Source organism: Ruegeria sp. K7 (genome assembly GCF_056531785.1).
In genome coordinates, this window is record NZ_JBQFMJ010000003.1 from 142,332 (window position 1) to 162,660 (window position 20,329).

20 protein-coding genes are annotated in these 20,329 nt (G+C 59.8%); 14 read left to right on the plus strand and 6 right to left on the minus strand.

The window, feature by feature from the left end:
* The first annotated feature begins 99 nt into the window (after positions 1 to 99).
* The 3 genes from ACR0FE_RS07675 to ACR0FE_RS07685 all read left to right on the plus strand — a co-directional run bounded on the left by ACR0FE_RS07675 (position 100) and on the right by ACR0FE_RS07685 (position 4,572).
* Entirely contained in the window at positions 100 to 3,012 is a 2,913-nt protein-coding gene (locus ACR0FE_RS07675; protein ID WP_480912157.1) for an error-prone DNA polymerase, read from the plus strand.
* Between the two features lie 54 nt (positions 3,013 to 3,066).
* Complete coding sequence (locus ACR0FE_RS07680) at positions 3,067 to 3,480, plus strand: group III truncated hemoglobin (RefSeq protein WP_170807083.1); 414 nt, start codon at positions 3,067 to 3,069, stop codon at positions 3,478 to 3,480.
* 153 nt (positions 3,481 to 3,633) lie between these two features.
* On the plus strand, positions 3,634 to 4,572 hold the full coding sequence (locus tag ACR0FE_RS07685) for a DMT family transporter (RefSeq protein WP_170807084.1): 939 nt from the start codon (positions 3,634 to 3,636) through the stop codon (positions 4,570 to 4,572).
* A 31-nt stretch (positions 4,573 to 4,603) separates the two neighbouring features.
* Here ACR0FE_RS07685 and ACR0FE_RS07690 read toward each other — a convergent pair whose 3' ends face one another.
* Both ACR0FE_RS07690 and ACR0FE_RS07695 read right to left on the minus strand, forming a co-directional pair.
* Complete coding sequence (locus tag ACR0FE_RS07690) at positions 4,604 to 5,314, minus strand: NYN domain-containing protein (RefSeq protein ID WP_480912160.1); 711 nt, start codon at positions 5,312 to 5,314, stop codon at positions 4,604 to 4,606.
* A gap of 101 nt (positions 5,315 to 5,415) precedes the next feature.
* A complete protein-coding gene (locus ACR0FE_RS07695) occupies positions 5,416 to 6,528 on the minus strand; it encodes an S-(hydroxymethyl)glutathione dehydrogenase/class III alcohol dehydrogenase (protein ID WP_170612866.1) in 1,113 nt (370 codons plus the stop codon).
* A 131-nt stretch (positions 6,529 to 6,659) separates the two neighbouring features.
* Between ACR0FE_RS07695 and ACR0FE_RS07700 the strand changes: the two genes are divergently transcribed.
* Both ACR0FE_RS07700 and ACR0FE_RS07705 read left to right on the plus strand, forming a co-directional pair.
* Positions 6,660 to 6,947, plus strand: a complete 288-nt coding sequence (locus ACR0FE_RS07700; protein WP_170612864.1) for an I78 family peptidase inhibitor — start codon at positions 6,660 to 6,662, stop codon at positions 6,945 to 6,947.
* Between the two features lie 67 nt (positions 6,948 to 7,014).
* Positions 7,015 to 8,667, plus strand: a complete 1,653-nt coding sequence (locus ACR0FE_RS07705; protein WP_170612862.1) for a Y-family DNA polymerase — start codon at positions 7,015 to 7,017, stop codon at positions 8,665 to 8,667.
* A 2-nt stretch (positions 8,668 to 8,669) separates the two neighbouring features.
* Here the strand turns inward: ACR0FE_RS07705 and ACR0FE_RS07710 are convergent, their stop codons facing one another.
* Entirely contained in the window at positions 8,670 to 9,395 is a 726-nt protein-coding gene (locus tag ACR0FE_RS07710) for an SDR family NAD(P)-dependent oxidoreductase (protein ID WP_480912163.1), read from the minus strand.
* Positions 9,396 to 9,582: 187 nt separating this feature from the next.
* Between ACR0FE_RS07710 and ACR0FE_RS07715 the strand changes: the two genes are divergently transcribed.
* The 5 genes from ACR0FE_RS07715 to ACR0FE_RS07735 are packed head-to-tail and all read left to right on the plus strand — an operon-like array spanning position 9,583 to position 13,786.
* Complete coding sequence (locus ACR0FE_RS07715; protein ID WP_480912165.1) at positions 9,583 to 10,914, plus strand: NAD(P)/FAD-dependent oxidoreductase; 1,332 nt, start codon at positions 9,583 to 9,585, stop codon at positions 10,912 to 10,914.
* Positions 10,868 to 11,410, plus strand: coding sequence for a hypothetical protein (locus ACR0FE_RS07720; RefSeq protein WP_170680047.1), 543 nt, complete (start codon positions 10,868 to 10,870; stop codon positions 11,408 to 11,410). Before ACR0FE_RS07715 ends, ACR0FE_RS07720 begins: the two co-directional genes overlap by 47 nt.
* Positions 11,410 to 12,633: an MFS transporter gene (locus ACR0FE_RS07725; protein ID WP_480912458.1), complete on the plus strand. Its 1,224-nt coding sequence runs from the start codon at positions 11,410 to 11,412 to the stop codon at positions 12,631 to 12,633. Before ACR0FE_RS07720 ends, ACR0FE_RS07725 begins: the two co-directional genes overlap by 1 nt.
* The gene (locus tag ACR0FE_RS07730; RefSeq protein ID WP_480912168.1) at positions 12,630 to 13,247 is read left to right on the plus strand and encodes a DUF3833 domain-containing protein; all 618 of its coding nucleotides are present in this window, start codon (positions 12,630 to 12,632) and stop codon (positions 13,245 to 13,247) included. Before ACR0FE_RS07725 ends, ACR0FE_RS07730 begins: the two co-directional genes overlap by 4 nt.
* The gene (locus ACR0FE_RS07735; protein ID WP_480912171.1) at positions 13,244 to 13,786 is read left to right on the plus strand and encodes a DUF3833 family protein; all 543 of its coding nucleotides are present in this window, start codon (positions 13,244 to 13,246) and stop codon (positions 13,784 to 13,786) included. Before ACR0FE_RS07730 ends, ACR0FE_RS07735 begins: the two co-directional genes overlap by 4 nt.
* A 77-nt stretch (positions 13,787 to 13,863) precedes the next feature.
* Here the strand turns inward: ACR0FE_RS07735 and ACR0FE_RS07740 are convergent, their stop codons facing one another.
* Genes ACR0FE_RS07740 through ACR0FE_RS07750 form a run of 3 tightly spaced genes read right to left on the minus strand, consistent with a single transcriptional unit; the run spans position 13,864 to position 17,305 of the window.
* Positions 13,864 to 15,351 carry a heme biosynthesis HemY N-terminal domain-containing protein gene (locus ACR0FE_RS07740; protein ID WP_480912173.1) on the minus strand — a complete coding sequence of 496 codons (1,488 nt, stop codon included), beginning with the start codon at positions 15,349 to 15,351 and terminating at the stop codon, positions 13,864 to 13,866.
* A 10-nt stretch (positions 15,352 to 15,361) separates the two neighbouring features.
* Entirely contained in the window at positions 15,362 to 16,609 is a 1,248-nt protein-coding gene (locus ACR0FE_RS07745; protein ID WP_480912176.1) for a COG4223 family protein, read from the minus strand.
* A 54-nt stretch (positions 16,610 to 16,663) separates the two neighbouring features.
* Positions 16,664 to 17,305 (minus strand): uroporphyrinogen-III synthase, encoded by a 642-nt coding sequence (locus ACR0FE_RS07750; RefSeq protein WP_480912179.1) that lies wholly within the window; start codon positions 17,303 to 17,305, stop codon positions 16,664 to 16,666.
* Between the two features lie 169 nt (positions 17,306 to 17,474).
* Between ACR0FE_RS07750 and tsaD the strand changes: the two genes are divergently transcribed.
* The 4 genes from tsaD to ACR0FE_RS07770 are packed head-to-tail and all read left to right on the plus strand — an operon-like array spanning position 17,475 to position 20,224.
* Complete coding sequence (gene tsaD / locus ACR0FE_RS07755; protein WP_480813454.1) at positions 17,475 to 18,572, plus strand: tRNA (adenosine(37)-N6)-threonylcarbamoyltransferase complex transferase subunit TsaD; 1,098 nt, start codon at positions 17,475 to 17,477, stop codon at positions 18,570 to 18,572.
* Positions 18,569 to 19,531, plus strand: a complete 963-nt coding sequence (locus ACR0FE_RS07760; protein ID WP_170612839.1) for an NAD(P)H-dependent glycerol-3-phosphate dehydrogenase — start codon at positions 18,569 to 18,571, stop codon at positions 19,529 to 19,531. Before tsaD ends, ACR0FE_RS07760 begins: the two co-directional genes overlap by 4 nt.
* A 1-nt stretch (position 19,532) precedes the next feature.
* Entirely contained in the window at positions 19,533 to 19,802 is a 270-nt protein-coding gene (locus tag ACR0FE_RS07765; protein WP_170612837.1) for a YciI family protein, read from the plus strand.
* Positions 19,802 to 20,224: an EVE domain-containing protein gene (locus tag ACR0FE_RS07770; protein ID WP_170612835.1), complete on the plus strand. Its 423-nt coding sequence runs from the start codon at positions 19,802 to 19,804 to the stop codon at positions 20,222 to 20,224. The genes ACR0FE_RS07765 and ACR0FE_RS07770 overlap by 1 nt, the downstream gene beginning before the upstream one ends.
* Positions 20,225 to 20,329: the final 105 nt, after the last annotated feature.

The window sequence follows — 20,329 nt, forward strand, 5'->3', positions numbered from 1 at the left end:
CCTTTTGGCAACCATGCCCGTGACCTCAAGCCCAGGCGACCCGTTTCCTGCGCAAAGGACTCGAAAAAGAACAAAACGTGAATATAATATGGAATCGCCATGTATGCCGAACTGTCGATCACATCGAATTTCACCTTCCTCACCGGAGCTTCGCACCCCGAGGAGTACATGGAACGTGCCGTCACCCTGGGCCTGCCCGCCATCGCGATTGCCGATGACAACTCGGTCGCCGGCATCGTCCGCGCCCACACGCAGGGACGCGAGATCGCCCGCAAGGTGCGTGAACGGCTGGAGTGGGAGGCGCAGAACACCTCGATCGGCCCGCCCTGCCCCGATCACATCCCCAAACCGCCCTCTTATCCGGTCCATGCAGTGCCACGCCTGATCCCGGCGGCGCGGCTGATCTTCACCGATGCGCCCACCGTCACCGCCCTGCCCCTGAACCGGCAGGGTTGGGCCAACCTGTGCCGTATCCTGTCAGCGGGCCGCCTGCGCGCCGAAAAGGGCGACTGCATCCTGCATCTGTCAGACCTTCTGGAGTTCTCCGACGGTCTCCACCTGCTGCTCTGGCCACAGGCGATCCGGTCCCGGGGCGGCGCGAACGCATGGCGGACACAGGCACAACAGCTGACGCGCCGCTTTGCCGGGCGCATACACCTGTTGATGCACCCCCGATATGATGGCGCGGATAGCGCATATTTCTCTTTGTTAGAGGCTGAATCCAAGCAACTTGACCTCCCCACACTTGCCAGCGCCACACCGATGATGCATCACGGTGCACGCCGCAAGCTGGCCGATGTGGTGACCGCCATCCGCCTGCGCCGCAAGGTCGACGAACTGGGCCGCGATGCGCTGACCAACGGGGAACAGCGCCTGCGATCCGAGGCCGAGATGCTGCGCATTTTCAAAGGCCATGAGGGTGCTGTTGCCCGCGCCCATGCGCTCAGCGAAGAACTCACCTTTTCGCTCGACGAGTTACGCTATGAATATCCCAGCGAGGGTAGCGAGCAGGAAACCCCGACTCAACGCCTGCATCGACTGGCGCATGAAGGGCTGAAATGGCGTTACCCTGCAGGCGCGTCCGAGAAAGCCAAGAAGATGCTGGCGCATGAGCTCACCCTGATCGGCAAGCTCAAATACGAACCCTATTTCCTGACGGTCCGCGACATCGTCAAATTCGCCCGGTCCCGCGATATCCTCTGCCAGGGGCGTGGCTCGGCGGCCAACTCTGTCGTTTGCTTCTGCCTCGGCATCACCGAAGTCAGCCCCGAGATGGGCACAATGGTCTTCGAACGTTTTGTCTCGGAAGCCCGCGATGAGCCACCCGATATCGACGTGGATTTCGAACATGAACGCCGCGAAGAGGTGATTCAACATATCTATGACCGCTACGGTCGCGAACGCGCAGGCCTCTGCGCGACGGTCGTGCATTATCGCGGCAAGCGCGCCATACGCGAGGTCGGCCGCGCCATGGGCCTGACCGAAGACACCATATCTGCGCTCTCGTCACAGCTCTGGGGATTCTTCTCGGCTGCCGGGCTCGAGGCGCACCGGATGCGCGAAATCGGCCTCGATCCCGAAGACCGACGGCTAAAACAGACTCTAATGTTGGTATATGAGATCGATGGCTTCCCCCGCCACCTGTCGCAGCACGTGGGCGGGTTCATCATTACCGAGGGGCGGCTGGACGAACTTGTCCCCATCGAAAACGCCACCATGGAAGGCCGTACGGTTATCTGCTGGGATAAGGATGATATCGACAGCCTGGGCATCCTCAAGGTCGATGTTCTCAGCCTCGGGATGCTGACCTGTATCCGCAAGGCGTTTGATCTGATCGGGCAGCATCATCAGACCGATTACACATTGGCCACCATGCCGCCCGAGGATCCGGCGGTTTATGACATGCTGTGTGTGGCCGACAGTGTGGGCGTGTTTCAGGTGGAAAGCCGGGCGCAGATGAACTTTCTGCCGCGGATGAAGCCGCGCAAATTCTATGATCTGGTGATCGAGGTCGCCATCATCCGCCCCGGCCCCATTCAGGGCGACATGGTCCATCCCTATATCCGGCGGCGGAATGGCGAAGAGCCGGTTGTTTTCCCGTCTGATGCGTTGGGTGAGGTGCTGGGCAAGACCATGGGCGTGCCGCTGTTTCAGGAACAGGCGATGCAGATCGCCATCGTGGGCGCGGGTTTCACCCCGGAACAGGCTGACCGATTGCGCCGTTCACTGGCAACATTCAAGAAACATGGCAATGTCAGTGAATTCCGCGCCCTGTTTCTGCGCGGCATGAAGCGCAACGGCTATGAGGATGATTTTGCCGAGCGTTGCTTCTCGCAGATCGAAGGCTTCGGCTCATACGGCTTCCCCGAAAGCCACGCGGCCAGCTTTGCGCTGCTGGTCTATGCTTCGGCCTGGATCAAATGCCACCATCCCGGCATCTTCGCCTGCGCGCTGCTGAACTCGCAGCCGATGGGGTTCTATGCCCCGGCCCAGATCGTGCGTGATGCGCGCGAGCACGGGGTTCAGGTCCGCCCGGTCTGCATCAATGCCAGTTTCTGGGACAATGTGATGGAACCCGATGGCCATGGTGGGTTGGCCCTGCGGCTGGGGTTCCGCCAGATCAAGGGTCTCAGCGAGGAAGACGCCAGTTGGCTCACCGCCGCGCGCGGCAATGGCTACCATCAGGTCGACGATGTCTGGCGTCGTGCGGGCCTTGGCCCCTCGGTGATCGAACGCCTGGCCGAGGCCGACGCCTTTGCCGCCTGCGACCTGACCCGGCGCGAAGCGCTGTGGCAAGCCAAGGCGATTGCGACCGCCAAACCCTTGCCGCTGTTCTCGCAGGATCTGGAAGGTGAGGCGCTGGATGAGCCCGAAGCCTACCTGCCACAGATGACATTGGGCGAGCAGGTGGTCGAGGACTACGTCGCCACCCGTCTCAGCCTCAAGGCGCATCCGGTGGCCTTGCTGCGGCACCTGCTGACGCCGGGCCAGCGCGACAAAACCACCCTGTAGCCTGACCAGATAACCGGATATTGCCCAAGAACAGAGTCGAATCCCAGGATCGTCATGACCCGCCCCACCCTACCCCCACGCTTTCCGGCGACACCGGACCAGATCAACGCGCAAGTCCGCGCTTTCTATGCACGTGTGCGCGAGGACGTCGTACTTGGCCCGATCTTTGCCAACCATGTCGACGACTGGCCCGCGCATGAGGAAAAGATCGCCGCCTTCTGGCGCAATGCCATCCTGTTCGAGCGCAGCTATGACGGTAACCCGCAGCGAGTCCATATCGAACGACCCGATGTGAAACCCGAACTTTTCGCCCGCTGGCTCGACCTGTTCGAAGAAGTCGCCACCCAAACGCTACCGCCTGAAACCGCCACGCCGTGGGTCGCATTGGCTCGTCGCATCGGCGTGGGGATGAAGGCCGGGGTGCAATCGGCACGCCAGCCCAAGGACGCGCCGCCGATCCTGCAATGACCTCCGATCATGGCGGCTTTGCCATGTTAGCGTTAAAATAGGGGCTATCCGCCCCCGGAAAATGTGTTTAGTCAAAGGAAAAGCCAGCCCGAGAATTCATCCGGGCTGCCGCGTCGATCGCAACCACACCGACCCACGACCCGAGGCCAACTGATGAGCACTCAAAACTCCACCCTTCGGGGACTTGGCTACGCGTTTCTGGGCTTTGCGGTCTTTGCCAGCCATGACGCGCTGATCAAGGTCCTGGGCGGCACCTATTCGGTGATGCAGATCATCTTTTTCGCCACGCTGTTTTCCTTTGTCCCCATGGCGGTCACGATCCTGACCGACCGGACGACAGGAAACTTTCTACCCCATCATCCATGGCTGGTCCTGCTGCGGTCCGGACTGATGGTCACGGCCATGTCCTGCGCGTTCTATGCATTCTCGGTCCTCCCGCTGGCCGAGGTCTATTCGCTGCTGTTTTCCTTCCCGCTGATCGTCACGGTCCTGTCGATTCCGATTCTGGGCGAGGTGGTTCGCGCGCAACGCTGGGCCGCGGTCGGCGTGGGCCTGATCGGTGTGCTGATCGTTCTGCGCCCGGGCACAACGGATATCACGCTGGGCCATCTGGCCGCCCTGACGGCCGCCTTCTGCAGCGCCTTTGCCTCGGTCCTGGTGCGCAAGATCGGAAACGAAGAACGCTCGGCCGTTCTGATCCTCTACCCCATGCTGCTGGCCATCGTGGTGATGAGCCTCGCCCAACCGGCGGTGTACCTGCCTCCATCACTGCTGCACCTGGCGATGATGGCCCTTGTCGGCGTGTTTTCGGTGATCGCACAGCACCTGATCATCATGGCCTATCGTTCAGCACCTGCAGGGGTGGTTGCACCCAGCCAGTACAGCCAGATCATCTGGGCCACGATATTCGGCGTGGTCTTCTTTGGCGAACAGCCCGACGGCTGGGTCGCAGTCGGCGCCAGCATCATCATTGCATCAGGCGTTTTTGTGGTCTGGCGCGAAAGCCGGTCCAACACCACTTCGGCTAACACCCCGGTTCTGCGGGTGCGATCACCAAGGTCGGATACGGGGGCGTCGAGACCGGGAGAGTAAGTTGTGCTCTGCTGTTTCGGTTTCCAATAAGTTACTTTCCAGCCTTCAGTCTGATTTTGTAGTCGCCATTTGCTCCTTTCTCATCAAATTTTCCTGTGGCACGAACCAAATCGCTTAGCTTGGAAAACCCATAGGTTCTAGGATCAAAATCCGTATAGATTTTGTTAAGCTGGCTACCCACACGCCCCAGTTTCAACCAACCTTCTGGCTCGTCAGAATTCCGCACTACGTTCCCGATCAACTGGAACGCGTGATTCAATTCCCGCTTCGGTTCTTGGTTATCAGCTTGTTTTTTGTGAGATACGCCTGCTTCGATATTCTCGATGTAGATGAACCTTTTGCAAGCCGCTACAAACGCTTTCGGGGCTTTCCGTTCCCCTATTCCAAAAACGTCCAGCCCCTGCTCTCGAATACGGCTTGCCAGACGCGTGAAATCACTGTCGGAGGAGACCAGCACAAATCCGTCAAAGCGGCCAGTATGCAGGATATCCATAGCGTCAATCACCAGCGCAATATCGCTGGCGTTTTTGCCTTTCGTGTTGGCGAATTGCTGATGGGGAACGATGGCGAACTCTACCAGAGTATTGGCATTCCAACCCCGGGGCGAGCTATTGGAGAAATCCCCGTAAATCCGCCTTAAACCTGCTTCGCCCAATATGGCGATTTCATAAAAAATTTCAGCAGCGTGTTTTGCGGGAACGTTGTCCGCATCAATTAGAACCGCCAGCCGGTCCGTACTCATTGTCGTCACTTCAATTCCTCAAATCAGAATTTAATTCGTAATGAGGAATGTATGCACGAAAAGAGGCGGGAAAATGCCCGCCCCGTGATTTTTTAATCTGATCAGTAAACTACCACCGAGCGGATACTTTCACCCTTATGCATCAGATCGAAGCCGTGGTTGATGTCATCCAGCCCCATGGTGTGGGTGATCATCGGATCGATCTCGATCTTACCTTCCATGTACCAGTCGACGATCTTGGGCACGTCGGTCCGGCCACGGGCGCCACCAAAGGCGGTGCCGCGCCACGAACGACCGGTGACCAGTTGGAACGGACGGGTCGAGATTTCGGCCCCCGCAGGGGCCACACCGATGATAATCGATTCACCCCAGCCCTTATGCGCCGATTCCAGTGCTGCGCGCATCACGCCGACATTGCCGGTGGCGTCAAAGGTATAATCCGCGCCGCCTTTGGTCAGATCGACCAGGTAAGGCACCAGATCGCCTTCGACTTCGTTCGGGTTCACGAAATCGGTCATCCCGAACTTGGTGGCCATCTCGACCTTGGACGGATTCAGGTCGACGCCGACGATCTGATCCGCTCCGGCCAGACGCAGGCCCTGAATCACGTTCAGGCCGATGCCACCCAGGCCAAACACGATGGCACGGCTGCCAATTTCCACCTTGGCAGTGTTGATCACCGCGCCGATGCCGGTGGTTACACCGCAGCCGATATAACAGATCTTGTCGAAGGGTGCGTCCTCGCGCACCTTGGCCAGCGCGATTTCCGGCAGAACCGTGTGGTTCGAGAAGGTCGAACAGCCCATGTAGTGCAGGATCGGATCGCCATCCAGCGTCGAAAAGCGCGAGGTGCCGTCGGGCATCAGGCCCTGACCTTGCGTGCTGCGGATCGCCTGGCACAGGTTGGTTTTGGGATGCAGACAGTATTCACACTCACGACATTCCGGAGTGTAAAGCGGGATCACATGGTCGCCCGGCTTCAGGCTGGTCACACCCGGACCAACCTCAACCACAACACCTGCGCCTTCGTGGCCCAGAATGGCCGGGAACAGGCCTTCGGGGTCAGCACCTGAAAGGGTGAATTCGTCAGTATGGCAGATGCCGGTGGCTTTGATTTCAACCAGAACCTCGCCCGCCTTGGGGCCTTCAAGGTTCACGTCCATCACTTCCAAAGGTTTGCCCGCCTGAACGGCAACGGCGGCACGGGTACGCATGGTGTTTGTCTCCCTGTCTTAAATTGCCCCGACCCTGCGTCAATTGCAGAGCGTTTTCAACTGCGCTTTGATGGCTAATTGGCTAATTGTTTGATATTGCAGAAACGACATTGTCAGAAAGAGGAACGCCAATGCTTCGATTAATCCCGCTTGTGATCCTTCTGGCAGCCTGTACCGACACCAGCATTCCCGAAGATGTCGCCGCCACCCCCCAAGCCGCTTCGGTGGAACTGGCCTTTTGCAAGGGGGAACCCTTTGCCGATTCCGTTGGCCAGCCGGTCTCGAGCATCCGGGCGGATCTGCCCGAGCGAGCCCGTGTACTGGGCCCGGATGACATCGCCACACAGGATTACCGCATCGACCGGCTGAACGTTTACGTGAACGGGGCCGGGATCGTTCAGCGGCTGGCCTGCGGGTAGGGGTCGGACTCGACTCTGGCATCGATTCTCAGATAAGAACAAAATGAGAACACTTTGATGTCTGCCGATGCCCAAACGCCGAATACTTTCGCTGTGGTTCCCCCGTCTGGGGGCTGAACGGCTGGTCCGCGCCGCGCGGGGCCTGCAGGATGGGCCTTTGGCCGTGGTGGCCGAGCAGTCCAATATGCAGGTCGTCACCTCGCTGAACGCCGAAGCCCAGGCCGCCGGTCTGCGCGTGGGTCAGCCGGTGCGCGACGCCCATGCCATGTGTGCAGCACTTGTGACACGCCCCCGTAATGCCCCGGCCGAGGCCGCGTTTCTGACCGCGCTGCGCCGCTGGGTGGGCAAGTTCAGCCCTTGGGTGGCCGAGGAATCACCGGACGGGCTGATTGTCGACCTGTCGGGCTGCGCGCATCTGTTCGGTGGCGAAGAAGCGTTGCTGAGCGTGATCGAGACCGACTGCGCCGATATGGGGCTGAGCGTGCAGATGGGCATCGCCGACACGTTGGGGGCCGCCTGGGCTTTGGCGCGCTATGCCGGGCAAGAGGCCACGTCCGACCGCAACGGTGACGCCATCAGCCAAGAGGCCCGCGCCACCCGCGCCCGTGCAGGAAAGCGACGGCACTGGACCAAAGGCGGGGCCGCGCCGCAGGTGATGGCACTGGGTGGCGGCGCACGGATCGCAGCACCGGGGCAATCCTATGGCGCGCTCAGCCCCCTGCCCATCGCAGCGTTGCGGCTCGAGGATCAGGTGGTGGCGCAACTGAACCGGCTGGGCCTGCGCCGGATCGGCGATCTGCTGGGCCAGCCCCGCGCCTCTCTGGCGCGGCGGTTCGGGCGAGGGCTGGTGCTGCGGCTGGATCAGGCGATGGGCAGCGCCCCCGAGCCGGTCTCGCCCGCCCGTCCGCCGCATCACTTTGCGGTGCGGATGACCCTGCCCAACCCGATCGGATTGGTCGAGGACGTGATGGCCGCCATCGATCGTATTCTGCCCACGCTCTGCGCCAGATTGGAAGAGAAGGGCCGCGGCGTCCGTACCCTACGGCTCGAAGCGCATCGTGCGGATCAGGCGGCCGAGATCATCGAGGTCGGTCTGGCCCGCCCAACCTATGACAAACACCGTATTCGCCCTTTGTTAGAGATGAAAATCGACAAGATCGACGCAGGTTATGGCATCGACATGCTGCGACTTGAGGCGGTTCAGTCCGAGCCCATCCACGCCCGGACCCGAACCGGCCATGCCGAAGCCAGCCGCGCCGCCCGGGAACGGCTGGAGGGCAACAGAGCCGTCGAAGACCTGATCGGAAAACTGGGCGCGCGGGTGGGTCTGGAGGCGATCACACGGCGCCACCCGGCGGCTTCTCACATCCCCGAGAAAACGGCTCAGACCCTGGCCGCCGCGTGGTCGGAACCCGCCCGCAACTGGCCCGTCCCGCCACGCCCCCGGCCTTTGCAGATGTGGCAGCCCGAACCGGTGATGGCCCCGGAAACCCCAGAAGTGCCCGGCGCCTTTCGCTGGCGCGGGCGGGACTGGCAGTTGGCGCAGGCCACCGGCCCGGAACGCATCGCGCCCGAGTGGTGGCTGGACGATCCCAACTGGCGCAGCGGGGTGCGCGATTACTGGGTGGTGGTGACGGAACAGGGTGAGCGGCTTTGGCTGTTTTACGGCCATGGCGGCACCCTGTCGGCGGGCTGGTTCTGTCAGGGGCAGTTCGGCTGATACTACCTGCCGCGAAACACCAGAAAGTCCGGCAGATAATCAAACAACCGAACCAGCCACGAAAACGGAGCCGGAAAATCGGTGCGAAACCGGCGTCGCGACATCGCCTTGACCACACGGTTTGCCGCGTCTTCCGGCGTCATCAGCATCGGCATCTTGAATTTGTTCTTCTCGGTCAGCCGGGTCTTGATGAAACCGGGGTTGACGATGCGCACAGTCACACCGGTGCCGGCAAGATCAAGCCGCATGGATTCCGCCAGCGAAATCAGCGCTGCCTTGCTGGCGCCGTAACCAATCGCCGCCGGTAACCCACGATAACCCGACAACGACCCGATCAGCGTGATATCCCCGCGACCAGCCTGAACAAAGCCCGGCAATGTTTCGCCAAGAACCCGCAGGGCACCCGTGAAATTCACGTCATTCATCGCAAGAACGGCCTCGGTATCCCAGTGTTTTGCGGGCATCGGCTCGTAGATGCCGGCATTGTAAACCAGTCCGTCAACCTCTCCGACCTGTTGCCGCGCACGGCGAACCGCCTCAAGGTCCGCGACATCAAATGGAACGGCGCGCGCATTGGGCAGCGACCCGCAGATTTCTTGCAGACGTTCGGCGTTGCGGGCGGACAGGACCAGATGCGCCCCTTTGTTGCTCAGCGCCTCGGCCAGCGAGCGGCCCAGCCCTTCACTTGCGCCAATGATCCAATAGGTCTTTCCATCAAAATCGATCATGCCTTTTCATTCCGGTTGTGACAGTCGTTTTACGCATCGGTGACCCGAAAGGATCACCCACGGTCCGGACCCGGGGATGCCTCCTCAAACAGCCTTGGGATGCTAAGATACAGCAAAGCATTGCTTTTTATTGATCCACTGTCTTTGGCCCCGCGTATCTCAGTAAATAACGCATATCGAGGATGGAATGTTCGACGAAACCCCGCGTGTACGCAAGAAAATCGCAGTCATCGGCGCAGGCATTTCAGGCCTCTCTGCAGCTTATTACCTTTCCGAAGACAACGACGTAACCGTGTTCGAGGCCGAGCCCCGGCTGGGTGGTCACGCCCGAACGGTTATGGCTGGAAGGAACGGCGACCAGCCCGTCGACACCGGGTTCATTGTGTTCAACTACGTCACTTACCCGCATCTGACGCGCCTGTTCGATGAACTGAACGTTCCCGTCAGCAAAAGTGAGATGAGTTTCGGTGCAACCATCGACAACGGCCGGATCGAGTACGGACTGAACAACCTGCGAACCTTGACGGCGCAGAAGCGTAACCTGACGCGCCCTGCCTATTACAAGATGATTGCGGACATTTTGCGCTTTGGCAAAGAAGCACCCGATGCGGCCAAGGATGACGAAACCACAATTGGCGAACTGGTTGACCAGTTGCGCCTGGGTCACTGGTTCCGCCACAACTATCTGATGCCAATGTGTGGCGCGATCTGGTCCACTCCGGTCGAGTTCGTCGACCAGTTCCCGGCCCGTTCACTGGTTCAGTTTTTCCGCAACCACGCACTTTTGGCCTCTGGCCGCGCCAATCAGCATCAATGGTACACGGTCACGGGCGGAAGTATCGAATATGTCCGCCGGATCGATGCCGCACTGCGTGCGCGTGGCTGTGAGATCCGCCTGGCCGCACCGGTTGATCACATTCAGCGCAGCGATCTGGGGGTTACAATTCACAGCCAGGGTGTCTCGGACCTGTTTGACGAGGTGATACTGGCCACGCATTCGGATCAGTCACTTGCCATTCTGGGCCAGGGCGCCACTGCATCAGAGAAGGCTGCATTGGGCGCAATCCGGTATCAGCCGAATGTCGCAACGCTTCACTGCGACCCCGCCCAGATGCCGCGTCGGCGCGCCTGCTGGTCCAGCTGGACCTACCGGTCGCAAGCCGGACAGGTAGGCGTGACATACTGGATGAACCGGCTTCAGAACATTCCTGATCGCGATCCTCTGTTCGTTACGCTGAATGCGCCGACCGAAATCGGCGACGACAAGATCTATGATCAGGTGGAATTTGCGCATCCGGTCTTCGACAAGGCCGCCATAAAGGCTCAGACGCAGATTCGAAACATGCAGGGGCAAAACCGGACATGGTTTGCCGGAGCCTACAACCGGCATGGGTTCCATGAAGACGGGATTGCCAGCGCAATGCATGTTGTCGGGCTGATCAAAGGAAACTCGCAAACACCCGGAGCTGAACATGGCGTTCCTCAAGAAGCTGCCATCCCTGTTTCAACCGACGCATAACAGCTGGCGTGCCGCGCTGTTGTCCGTCGCGATGCTTGCCCCCGGCGGGCTGGCGGCGTCTCCGGTCTTTGGTGTTCTGGACAATGCTCAGACGCGCGGCGCGGCGACCTTCCGGTACCTGGGCTTTCCTCTGTATGACGCGCAACTGTTCACGCAAGGTGGGGCGCCGCTCAGCTGGAGCAGGGATTTTGGCCTGGAATTGCGTTATCGGCGGAACCTGACAAAAAAAGCGCTCGTGAACTCGACATTGGATGAAATGAAACGCATCGGGCGCGCCGCGCCGGTTCGGCAACAGCTGGATGGTTGTTTCGACGCCGTCAGCAAAGGCGACACCTTTCTGGCCGTGTCCCAGGGCCCGGACAAAGTGAGCTTCTGGCTCAACGGTCGCAAGACATGCACGATGGCTTACCCGGGGATCACACGCAGCTTCATGTCCATCTTCGTGGGCGAAAACACGCGCTCCGCCGCTTTCACCCAGTCGCTGTTGGGAAAATGATGCTTTATCCGCGGGTCAGCCTGTATGCGCTGATGCTTGCTGCGGCCGGTATCCCGCTGTACATACATTTGCCTCGGTTTGCGGCCGTCAATCTGGGCATTGGACTGGCCACGATCGGCACGGTACTTCTGGCGATCCGCCTGATCGATCTGGTGCAGGATCCACTGATCGGCTGGGCCATAGACCGTTGGCCAGGTGCGCAGGTTCTGTTTGCGGCCATGGCCATGGCGGGTCTGGCGGTCGGATTTCCCCTGCTGTTCTCATTACCTCAGGGCGCAAGTGTGGCGGCTTTGGTCGCCATTCTGATCCTGTTGTTTTCAGCCTATAGCCTTGGCACTATCCTGCTTTATGGCCGCAGCGCGACACTTGCCAAACGGCCTGACCCGAAAGAGCTGATGACGCTGGCCGCCTATCGGGAAAGCGGGCAATTGGCCGGAGTGATCCTTGCCGCAGGTGCGCCGGCATTGCTGGCGGCCCTTGGGGCGCAATCGCAAGGATATCCCGCATTTGGGCTGTTCCTTGGGATAATGGCTATTCTGTCAATTGTCTTAACATTTCCCATGTGGCGGCGACCGCCGATAACCGGACAGGGACTGACATATTCCGGCCTGGGCCAGGCTGGTGCGCTCAGGCTGCTGGTGCTTGCTCTGGTAAACAGCCTGCCTGTGGCAATAACATCCACACTCTTTCTTTTCTTTGTCGAAGACCGGCTGCAACTGCCTGGTAAAGCGGGACCTCTTTTGATCCTGTTTTTCCTTAGCGCAGGCGCAAGTGTTCCGTTCTGGGCGCGTCTCAGCAACCGAATTGGCCCAAAACAGACTCTGATTATTGCGATGCCTCTGTCGATTGCCAGCTTTGTCGGGGCGGCCCTTCTGGCTACCGGGAACCTCACGGGGTTTGCGTTGATCTGCATGACCTCGGGCGCGGCGCTGGGGGCAGACATGGTGGTCTTGCCCGCCATGTTCTCGGTGGTTCTGACACGTGCCGGGCTGAATGCTTCGGCTGCGTTCGGCATCTGGTCATTCGCTGGGAAACTGGGCCTGGCCTTGGCCGCCTTCTTCACATTGCCCCTGCTTGAACGCAGCGGATTCACCCCCGGACAGGCAAACTCGGCCCAGGCATTGAAAACACTCAACCTGGCTTACGCCGTGCTGCCCTGCATTCTGAAACTTGGCGCGTTTGGATTGGTCCTGACGTTGCCCTCAAAGGAGCCCGTCCAATGAAACTCCTTGCAATTCTCCTGTTTGCCCTGCTTGCCCTGTTGTTTGCAAAAAGGCGCTATTTCAGCTTTCGGTCTCAATCACCCGCAGATTATTCCGACACAGGCCCGAAGTTTTCGCTGAAAGAGCAACTGAACGGGGAAATCCTGTCCGAAGGGCTGATCTTTGGGCCAAACGGAAAGATGTCCAACAGCTTTGTCGCGCGCATGGTGGGGGAATGGACCGGAAATTCCGGGACGCTGACCGAGCATTTCACCTATTCCAATGGCAAACAAATTACCCGCAAATGGTACCTGACCCTGGGCACCGGCAACACTTTTTCGGCAACCGCAGACGATATTGTCGGAGAAGGAAATGGCGTTATCGCAGGCTCGACCGTCAGGCTTTCCTACCGGATCGTGCTGCCTGAAGACGCCGGCGGGCATATTCTGGACGTCACCGACTGGATGTATCTGACCGAAAACGGCGCTATCATGAACCGGTCCGAGATGCGGAAATTTGGGGTGAAGGTCGTCGAGTTGATAGCGACCATGCGCCCCGCCCCAGCGGTCAAGACCAACCACCTGAACGGTGCACATGGCCGGGACGCGGCGACTGAGGCGAGGCCAATGCAATGACCTTTCGCCGCTTTCTGGCAGGCTGTATAGCCATTGCCGCGCTTATGATCCTTGCCACCTGTTCCGCCAAGCCAAAGGTTCCCAAGACCTTTCTTTCTGATCGCCAACTGAACCTTGAGGAATTCTTTGACGGTCAGACGGCGGCCTATGGGCAGTTTCAGGATGTTTTGGGCAATGTCTCGCGCCGCTTCACGGTCGATATTGAAGGCAGTTGGACCGGCGAAACACTGACATTGGTCGAAGACTTCACTTATGACGACGGCGCGACCGAGCAGCGCGTCTGGACCCTGACAAAAACAGGTAAGGATACTTGGACTGGAACAGCCCCGGGTGTGCTGGGCACCGCATCAGGCATCGAGCGGGGCGACACATTCAACTGGAAGTACAGCATCGACCTGCCGGTCAAAGACGGCACGATGCGGGCCGATTTCGATGACTGGATGTGGCTGCTGGACGACGACAGGCTTCTCAATCGTGCATACCTGTCACGATTTGGTGTCCGTTTGGGCGAGGTTATACTGTTCTTCGAAAAGAAGTAGTTCGGGCGTGAGCGGCCACGGTCATGCAACCGCAGCCTGACGCAACAATCGGCTAGGCACCGAATTCTGTCTGAACACTAGGCCGACTTTTCAGTTTTGTCCTCGACTGGCTCAGCATCCATTTCGATCACGTCCGCCTCGTCACTCGAAACATCCACAACGTCTTGTTCCGTCTCGGATTTATCCTCGAGCGCGCCGACGATCAGAGGCAGCATATGCACCCCTGTGGCACTGGCGATTTCCGGTGTTTGCGGCGTTTGCCAGCTGAGCGTATCAAAGCTGTGACAGTTCTGGCAGACCGGAGCCCACTCAGCCTGAATGTCGTGACAGTTGTCACAGACCCATTGCGGACCGCGCGGCGCGTTCAGCGCCTTGGCCAGCCACCCTTGCACCACCGCGTCCGACGAACCCTCGCCCCGCTCAATTGCAGCCATCAGCGTATAGGCCCGGGCATCTGACTGTTTTTCCACCACATCGCCCAGCGCGCGGCGGGCTTCGGGGAAATCTTCGGCAACGATATTGAGTTCCGCAAGTATCAGCCGGGTTTCCTGATGCTGAGGATGAATGCGGGTCAGTGCCGTAAAGCGCTTGATCCGTTCGGATGGCGTTTCATCCGGCACGATCTCGGCAAAGGCATGCGCCAGATCGGGGTGAGGCTGAACCTCCCAGGCTTTTTTCAGAATCTTGGTTGCCGCCCGGGGCTTGCCCTTGGCGATATAGGCCCGCGCAGCCATTGCAGCGGCCGGAACCAGATCGGGTGACAGCCTGTTGGCTTCTATCGCGTGCTCCTGCTGTTCGAGAGTCGCATCTTCGTCCAGAATATCCTTGGCCTCGGACAGGGCCAGAACTGCATCGCGGCGCTTGAACACGTCGCGCGGCAGGTGGCCCGCTTTCAGTTTGGCCGTCAGGGTTGAACGCGCGCCGGCCCAATCCTGCGCCTTGGTCTGGAGACCCAGCAGAATATCCTGCGTTTCCTGATGCCGCGGTTTGATCGCCAGCGCCTTTTCGGCCAGCTTGCGCGCGGTTTCATCATCACCTTCGGCAAGTTTCTGTTTCATGATGCCGCGCACACCGACAAAACGGGTCGAGTTGTTCGTAACCAGTTTCTTGTAGGTCTCTGACGCCTTTTTGGTGTCGCCATTCAATTCGGCCGCCTGCGCCACCAGCAGGTTCGTCAGCTCGGGCTTGTTCAACAGTTTTTCGGCCTTTGTAGCCTTGTTCAACGCTATGCGTCCTTCCCCCGAAGCCAGCGCCATCAGACCATCAGCCAGTGCCTGATAGCCGCGCTGCTCGCGACTGCGGTCGAAATAGCGCGACAAGGCGGTTTCGTCGCCATTCAGGAATTTCAGCGTCGCAACCAAAAGGCTGAGCAACTTGAAGAACAACCAGACACCCAGGACCAGCAGACCCAGCCCAATCACTGATTGAAGCGGCCCTAACGTGTATTCCGTGCCCCCGGCCGTGATCTGAACACCGCCGCTGGTTTCCATAAGGAACCCTGCGCCCATGGCCAGCAGACCGATAATCGCAACAAAAACAAGAATCTTAAACAATGACCACAGCATGGCAGGCCCTTCAGTTCGAGTTTGCGCTTGGTTGAAGCGCATTTGCGGCGGCTACAGCGGCGACCCGTGTCTGAGCCGCCTGTTCCCAGTCTGCCATTGCCGATTGTCCGGCTTCAGGCAGGGATTTGAGTTCATTCAGCGCCGCCGGCAGGTCCCCGCTGGCCAAAGCGGCCTGCGCCCGCGACAGGATCGCGTCCGGGCTGTCCCCATCCTGCGGTGTAACTGACCGGGCGCCGGTCTGGCGCTGCAAAAATGCAATCACACCCGCACCTTTGTCCGCATCACGAGCGTCCGCCAGCGCCGCCCGGGCCGCCGGATCAAACGAGGCCCGCAGGCTGGACAGGCTGTCCACACCCTTGTCCGACGGACCCGACAAGGCGTCAGGCACATCCACGCCGTTGGCTGTCAGTTCGGCCACCAGATCGGCATAAGGCTGACCCGCATCCAGTTGACCCTGCAGGCGCGACACGATCGCTGCGTTGGTCGCAGCCAGTGCTTCGGCCGAAGCTTTCGCCTCAAGCGCCTGTGCGTCGCTTACCATCTTCTCGACCTCGGCGCGCTGTGCGGCCAGGGAATCCTGCAGCTTTTTCAACTCAGCCTCGAAGGCAGCTGATGTTTCCTGAGATGCCCCCTGGGTCAGAGCGTTGCTTTCAAGATCACTCAGGCGGGTGTCCAGAGGAGCAACCTTGTTGCTGAGGGTGTCGACACTGGATTTCAATTCACCCAGATCCGTTTCGACCGGAGCCAGCTTGTCAGCCAGAGCCGTCACCTGATCGGAAAGACCGGAAACATCTGGAGCGTCCGCAAGAGATTTCGAAAGCTTCGCAATCTGGTCTGACTGTTCGGCCAGTTTCGCCTCAAGCGCGGAAAGAGCGTCTTCTGAACCCGAGCCATTGGTCAGATACCCGCTGCCCACGACATAGCCGACAGCCGCCGCGACCACGCCGCCGATCAGGGCCGGCACGAACCCACCCTTCTTTTCCACAACCCGTTCGACAGTTTTTTCTGCAACCGGCGCAGAGGCGGCTTCGGCTTCGGCTTCGGCTTCGGCTTCGGCTTCGGCTTCGGCTTCGGCTTCGGCTTCGGCTTCGGCTTCGGCTTCGGCTTCGGCTTCGGAAACTACGTCGTTCGGCTGGTCAGCCGCGTCAAGGGGCTTACTATCCGGTTGATCCGTGGCTTCAGTTTCGACGCTGTCGGCAATATCTTTCGACTTAGGGTCTTTCTCCGGCTCCTGATCGGATTTCTTTTTACCAGCCACCGTCACATTCCCCTTATCGATTCCAAAAAATCCTGAACAACAGACCTGACCAAGTTAATCCGTGCTCTCTTTTCCCTCAACCCGCATCGCGTGTTTCACAAGCTTTTTCACGGCTTTCCGCATTTTCCCGGGCGTCGGTTGTTTCGCAACCTTCAGCCGGGCATAGTCCAATGCATAAAGCGGTTCAGCCGTCGCTTCGCTGATTGCCGCCAGCCATAAAGGGGCAGAACCGGACCAGATATCGGCAAATTGTCGCGCCGAGCGGGGGGAAAACAACGGCGCAATGATCGGATCATCGTTGTGCACCATTTCCTCGGCCTCGGACGACAGCGGCAGCAGCTTTTGCTGATAGACCGGCTGCTCATGCACGGTCAGGCCGGATTCGGTCAGCCGCTCGGCGATATTGCCCCGGCTGTGTTCCCCCCGAAGGTGCAGCAATGGGGTCTGCGGCCTGAGTTGCAGCAGATTTCCCATCAATTCCTCTGCCGTCTGCCCCGCCATCCGGGCAGTCCATCCGGCGGACAGGGCCGCGGACGTTGTTGCGGGACCGACGCAAAAGGCGGGAAGGTTCCGCGTTACGCCCAGCGACGCCGCTGCATTGACCCCGTTTGCGGAGGTGAAGATCAACCCGCGCATTCCCTTTGTGTCAACCTGAACGGCAAGCGGCCTGATATCCAGAATCGGGGAGTAAATCACTTGAACCCGCGATCTGACGCGGTTTGGCAACTGCGCAACAAACCTTTCGGATGCGGCATGAGGGCGGGTCATCAACAAATACAACTATCGGCGCCTTCGGCCTTGGGATTGTTTGCGTCCGCGCAGGGTGATACCCCGCTTTGCAATCATGATGCAACGGATCAGGCCAATGGTGCAAACACTTACCGTTCTGGGGCTGGAAAGCAGCTGCGACGATACGGCCGCCGCCGTGGTGCGCCAGACGGAGGGTGCGCGGGCCGAAATCCTGTCCTCTGTCGTGCATGGCCAGACAGAGCTTCACAGCGCCTTTGGCGGCGTCGTGCCGGAAATCGCCGCGCGGGCCCATGCTGAAAAGCTGGATGTTTGCGTGGCGCAGGCCCTGAACGAATCCGGCCTGAACCTTCGCGATATGGACGCGATTGCGGTGACCGCCGGCCCGGGACTGATTGGCGGGGTAATCTCGGGTGTCATGTGCGCCAAGGGGTTGAGTGCTGCAACCGGCATACCCCTGATTGGGGTGAACCACCTTGCCGGGCATGCCCTGACACCGCGCCTGACGGACAGCATTGCATTTCCTTACCTGATGCTTCTGGTGTCGGGCGGGCATTGCCAATATTTGATCGCCCATGGCACGGAGCATTTCACCCGTCTGGGCGGCACGATCGATGACGCGCCAGGGGAAGCGTTCGACAAGACCGCCCGATTGCTGGGACTGCCGCAACCCGGCGGCCCCTCGGTCGAGGCTGAAGCCCGTATGGGCAACCCGGACCGGTTCCGCTTTCCCCGGCCCTTGCTGGATCGTCCGGGCTGTGATCTGTCATTCTCGGGCCTGAAAACCGCATTGATGCGCATGCGGGACCAGATCGTAAGTGAAAAAGGCGGCCTGACCCGTCAGGACCGCGCCGACCTGTGCGCGGGCTTCCAACAGGCCGTCGTCGATACTCTGGCGGAGAAGACCCGTCGGGCGATTACCCACTATCTCGGCGAAAAGCCATCTGAACCTGTCATTGCAGTGGCAGGTGGTGTCGCGGCCAACAGGGCAATTCGGGCAGCGTTAGAGACTGTTTCCGCGGAAACCGGCGCCCGGTTCACGGCACCCCCAATGAACCTGTGCACGGACAACGCGGCCATGATCGCCTATGCCGGGCTGGAACGGTTCCGCAGTGGCGCACTTGATGGAATGGACCTGACCGCCCGCCCGCGGTGGCCATTGGACCAAACCAGCCCGGCCATGCTGGGAAGTGGCAAGAAGGGCGCCAAAGCATGAGCGTTTCGGTCCTAGGCTCCGGCGCGTTTGGTACAGCGCTGGCCGTGTCACTTGCCGGGAATGGGCCTGTGACGCTGTGGTCGCACTCGCAGGATCAGGCGCGGGCCATGCAGGACGGGCGCGAGAACGCGAAACGCCTTCCCGGCATTCAGCTCGGCCCGAATATCGCCGTGACGTCGGATATCAAAGTCGCTGCCGGCAACGATGTTCTGTTGCTGGCCGTACCCATGCAGCAGCTTCGCGCAGTCATCACGGAACATGCACCTTTGTTGCGGCACAAGACGCTTGTGGCCTGCTGCAAGGGGATTGAACTGACAACCGGGCTTGGACCGGTTTCGGTCACCCGCCAGACCGCCCGCGATGCAAGACCCGCTTTGCTGACCGGTCCCAGCTTTGCCGACGACATCGCGCGCGGCTTGCCCACTGCGCTGACACTGGCCTGCGATGAGGATGAATCGGGCCAGCACCTGCAACACGCGCTTACAACGACCAACCTGCGCCTGTATCGGACAACTGATCTGATCGGCGCCGAATTGGGTGGGGCGCTAAAGAACGTGATGGCCATCGGTTGCGGGGCCTGTATCGGCGCCGGTCTTGGCGACAGTGCTCGCGCGGCGCTGATGACACGGGGGTTCGCGGAAATGCAGCGCTTCGCGGCCATGCGCGGCGCACGGCCCGAGACCTTGATGGGCCTGTCGGGATTGGGGGATCTGGTCCTGACATGTTCATCCGAGTTGTCGCGAAACTATCGTTTTGGCCTTAGTTTGGGTCGAAACGAAAGTTTCGACCCCGGAACAACAGTGGAAGGTGTGGCCACCGCAAAAGCCATGTCCGACATTGCCCGGGCCGAGGGGCTGGACATGCCCATCAGTACAACAGTGGCGGAACTCAGCCATGGTGAATACAGTGTAACCAAGGCGATTCAATCGCTGCTCAATCGCCCTTTGAAGGAGGAATAATATGCTGATCGCTCTGATCGCCCGCGACAAGGACGGGGCGCTGCAAACGCGGCTGGACAATCGTACTGCGCACCTGGCCTATATCGAAGAAACCGGCGTTGTGGCACAGGCCGGTCCGCTTCTGAACGGCGACGCGATGATTGGTTCGCTGATCATTCTGGAAGTTGAAGATCTGGCGGCCGCGCAAAGCTGGGCCGACAACGACCCCTATGCCAAAGCCGGGTTGTTCAAATCGGTCGAACTGGTTCCCTGGAAGAAGGTCATTGGCTGATGGCGTATTGGCTGTTCAAATCCGAACCTTCCACCTGGAGCTGGGATCAACAGGTCGCCAAGGGCGAGACGGGCGAGGAATGGGACGGCGTGCGCAACTACCAGGCCCGCAATTTCATGCGTCAGATGGCCTTAGGCGATCGCGGCTTTTTCTATCATTCACAGAAGGAAAAGGCCATTGTCGGCATCGTCGAAGTCTGTGCCGAGGCGCACCCCGATAGCACGACGGATGACGACCGGTGGGAATGCGTAGATATCAAAACCGTTCGCCCTTTCGAGACTGCAGTCACTCTGGAACGGATCAAGTCGGATGAGCGTCTGGCCGAAATGGTTTTGGTCAAAAACTCCCGACTTTCCGTGCAACCGGTCACGGAATCGGAATGGGACGCCATTTGCGCGTTGGGGCAAACCCGCCCTGATTGAAACGCTTCTTGGGCCTAAACCTTCTCAAGCGACCTCCAAAATGCTATAACCCAATGGAATTCGCCTGTTGGGGGCATCTCGGTTGTGGTTTTGGCGATACCTTAA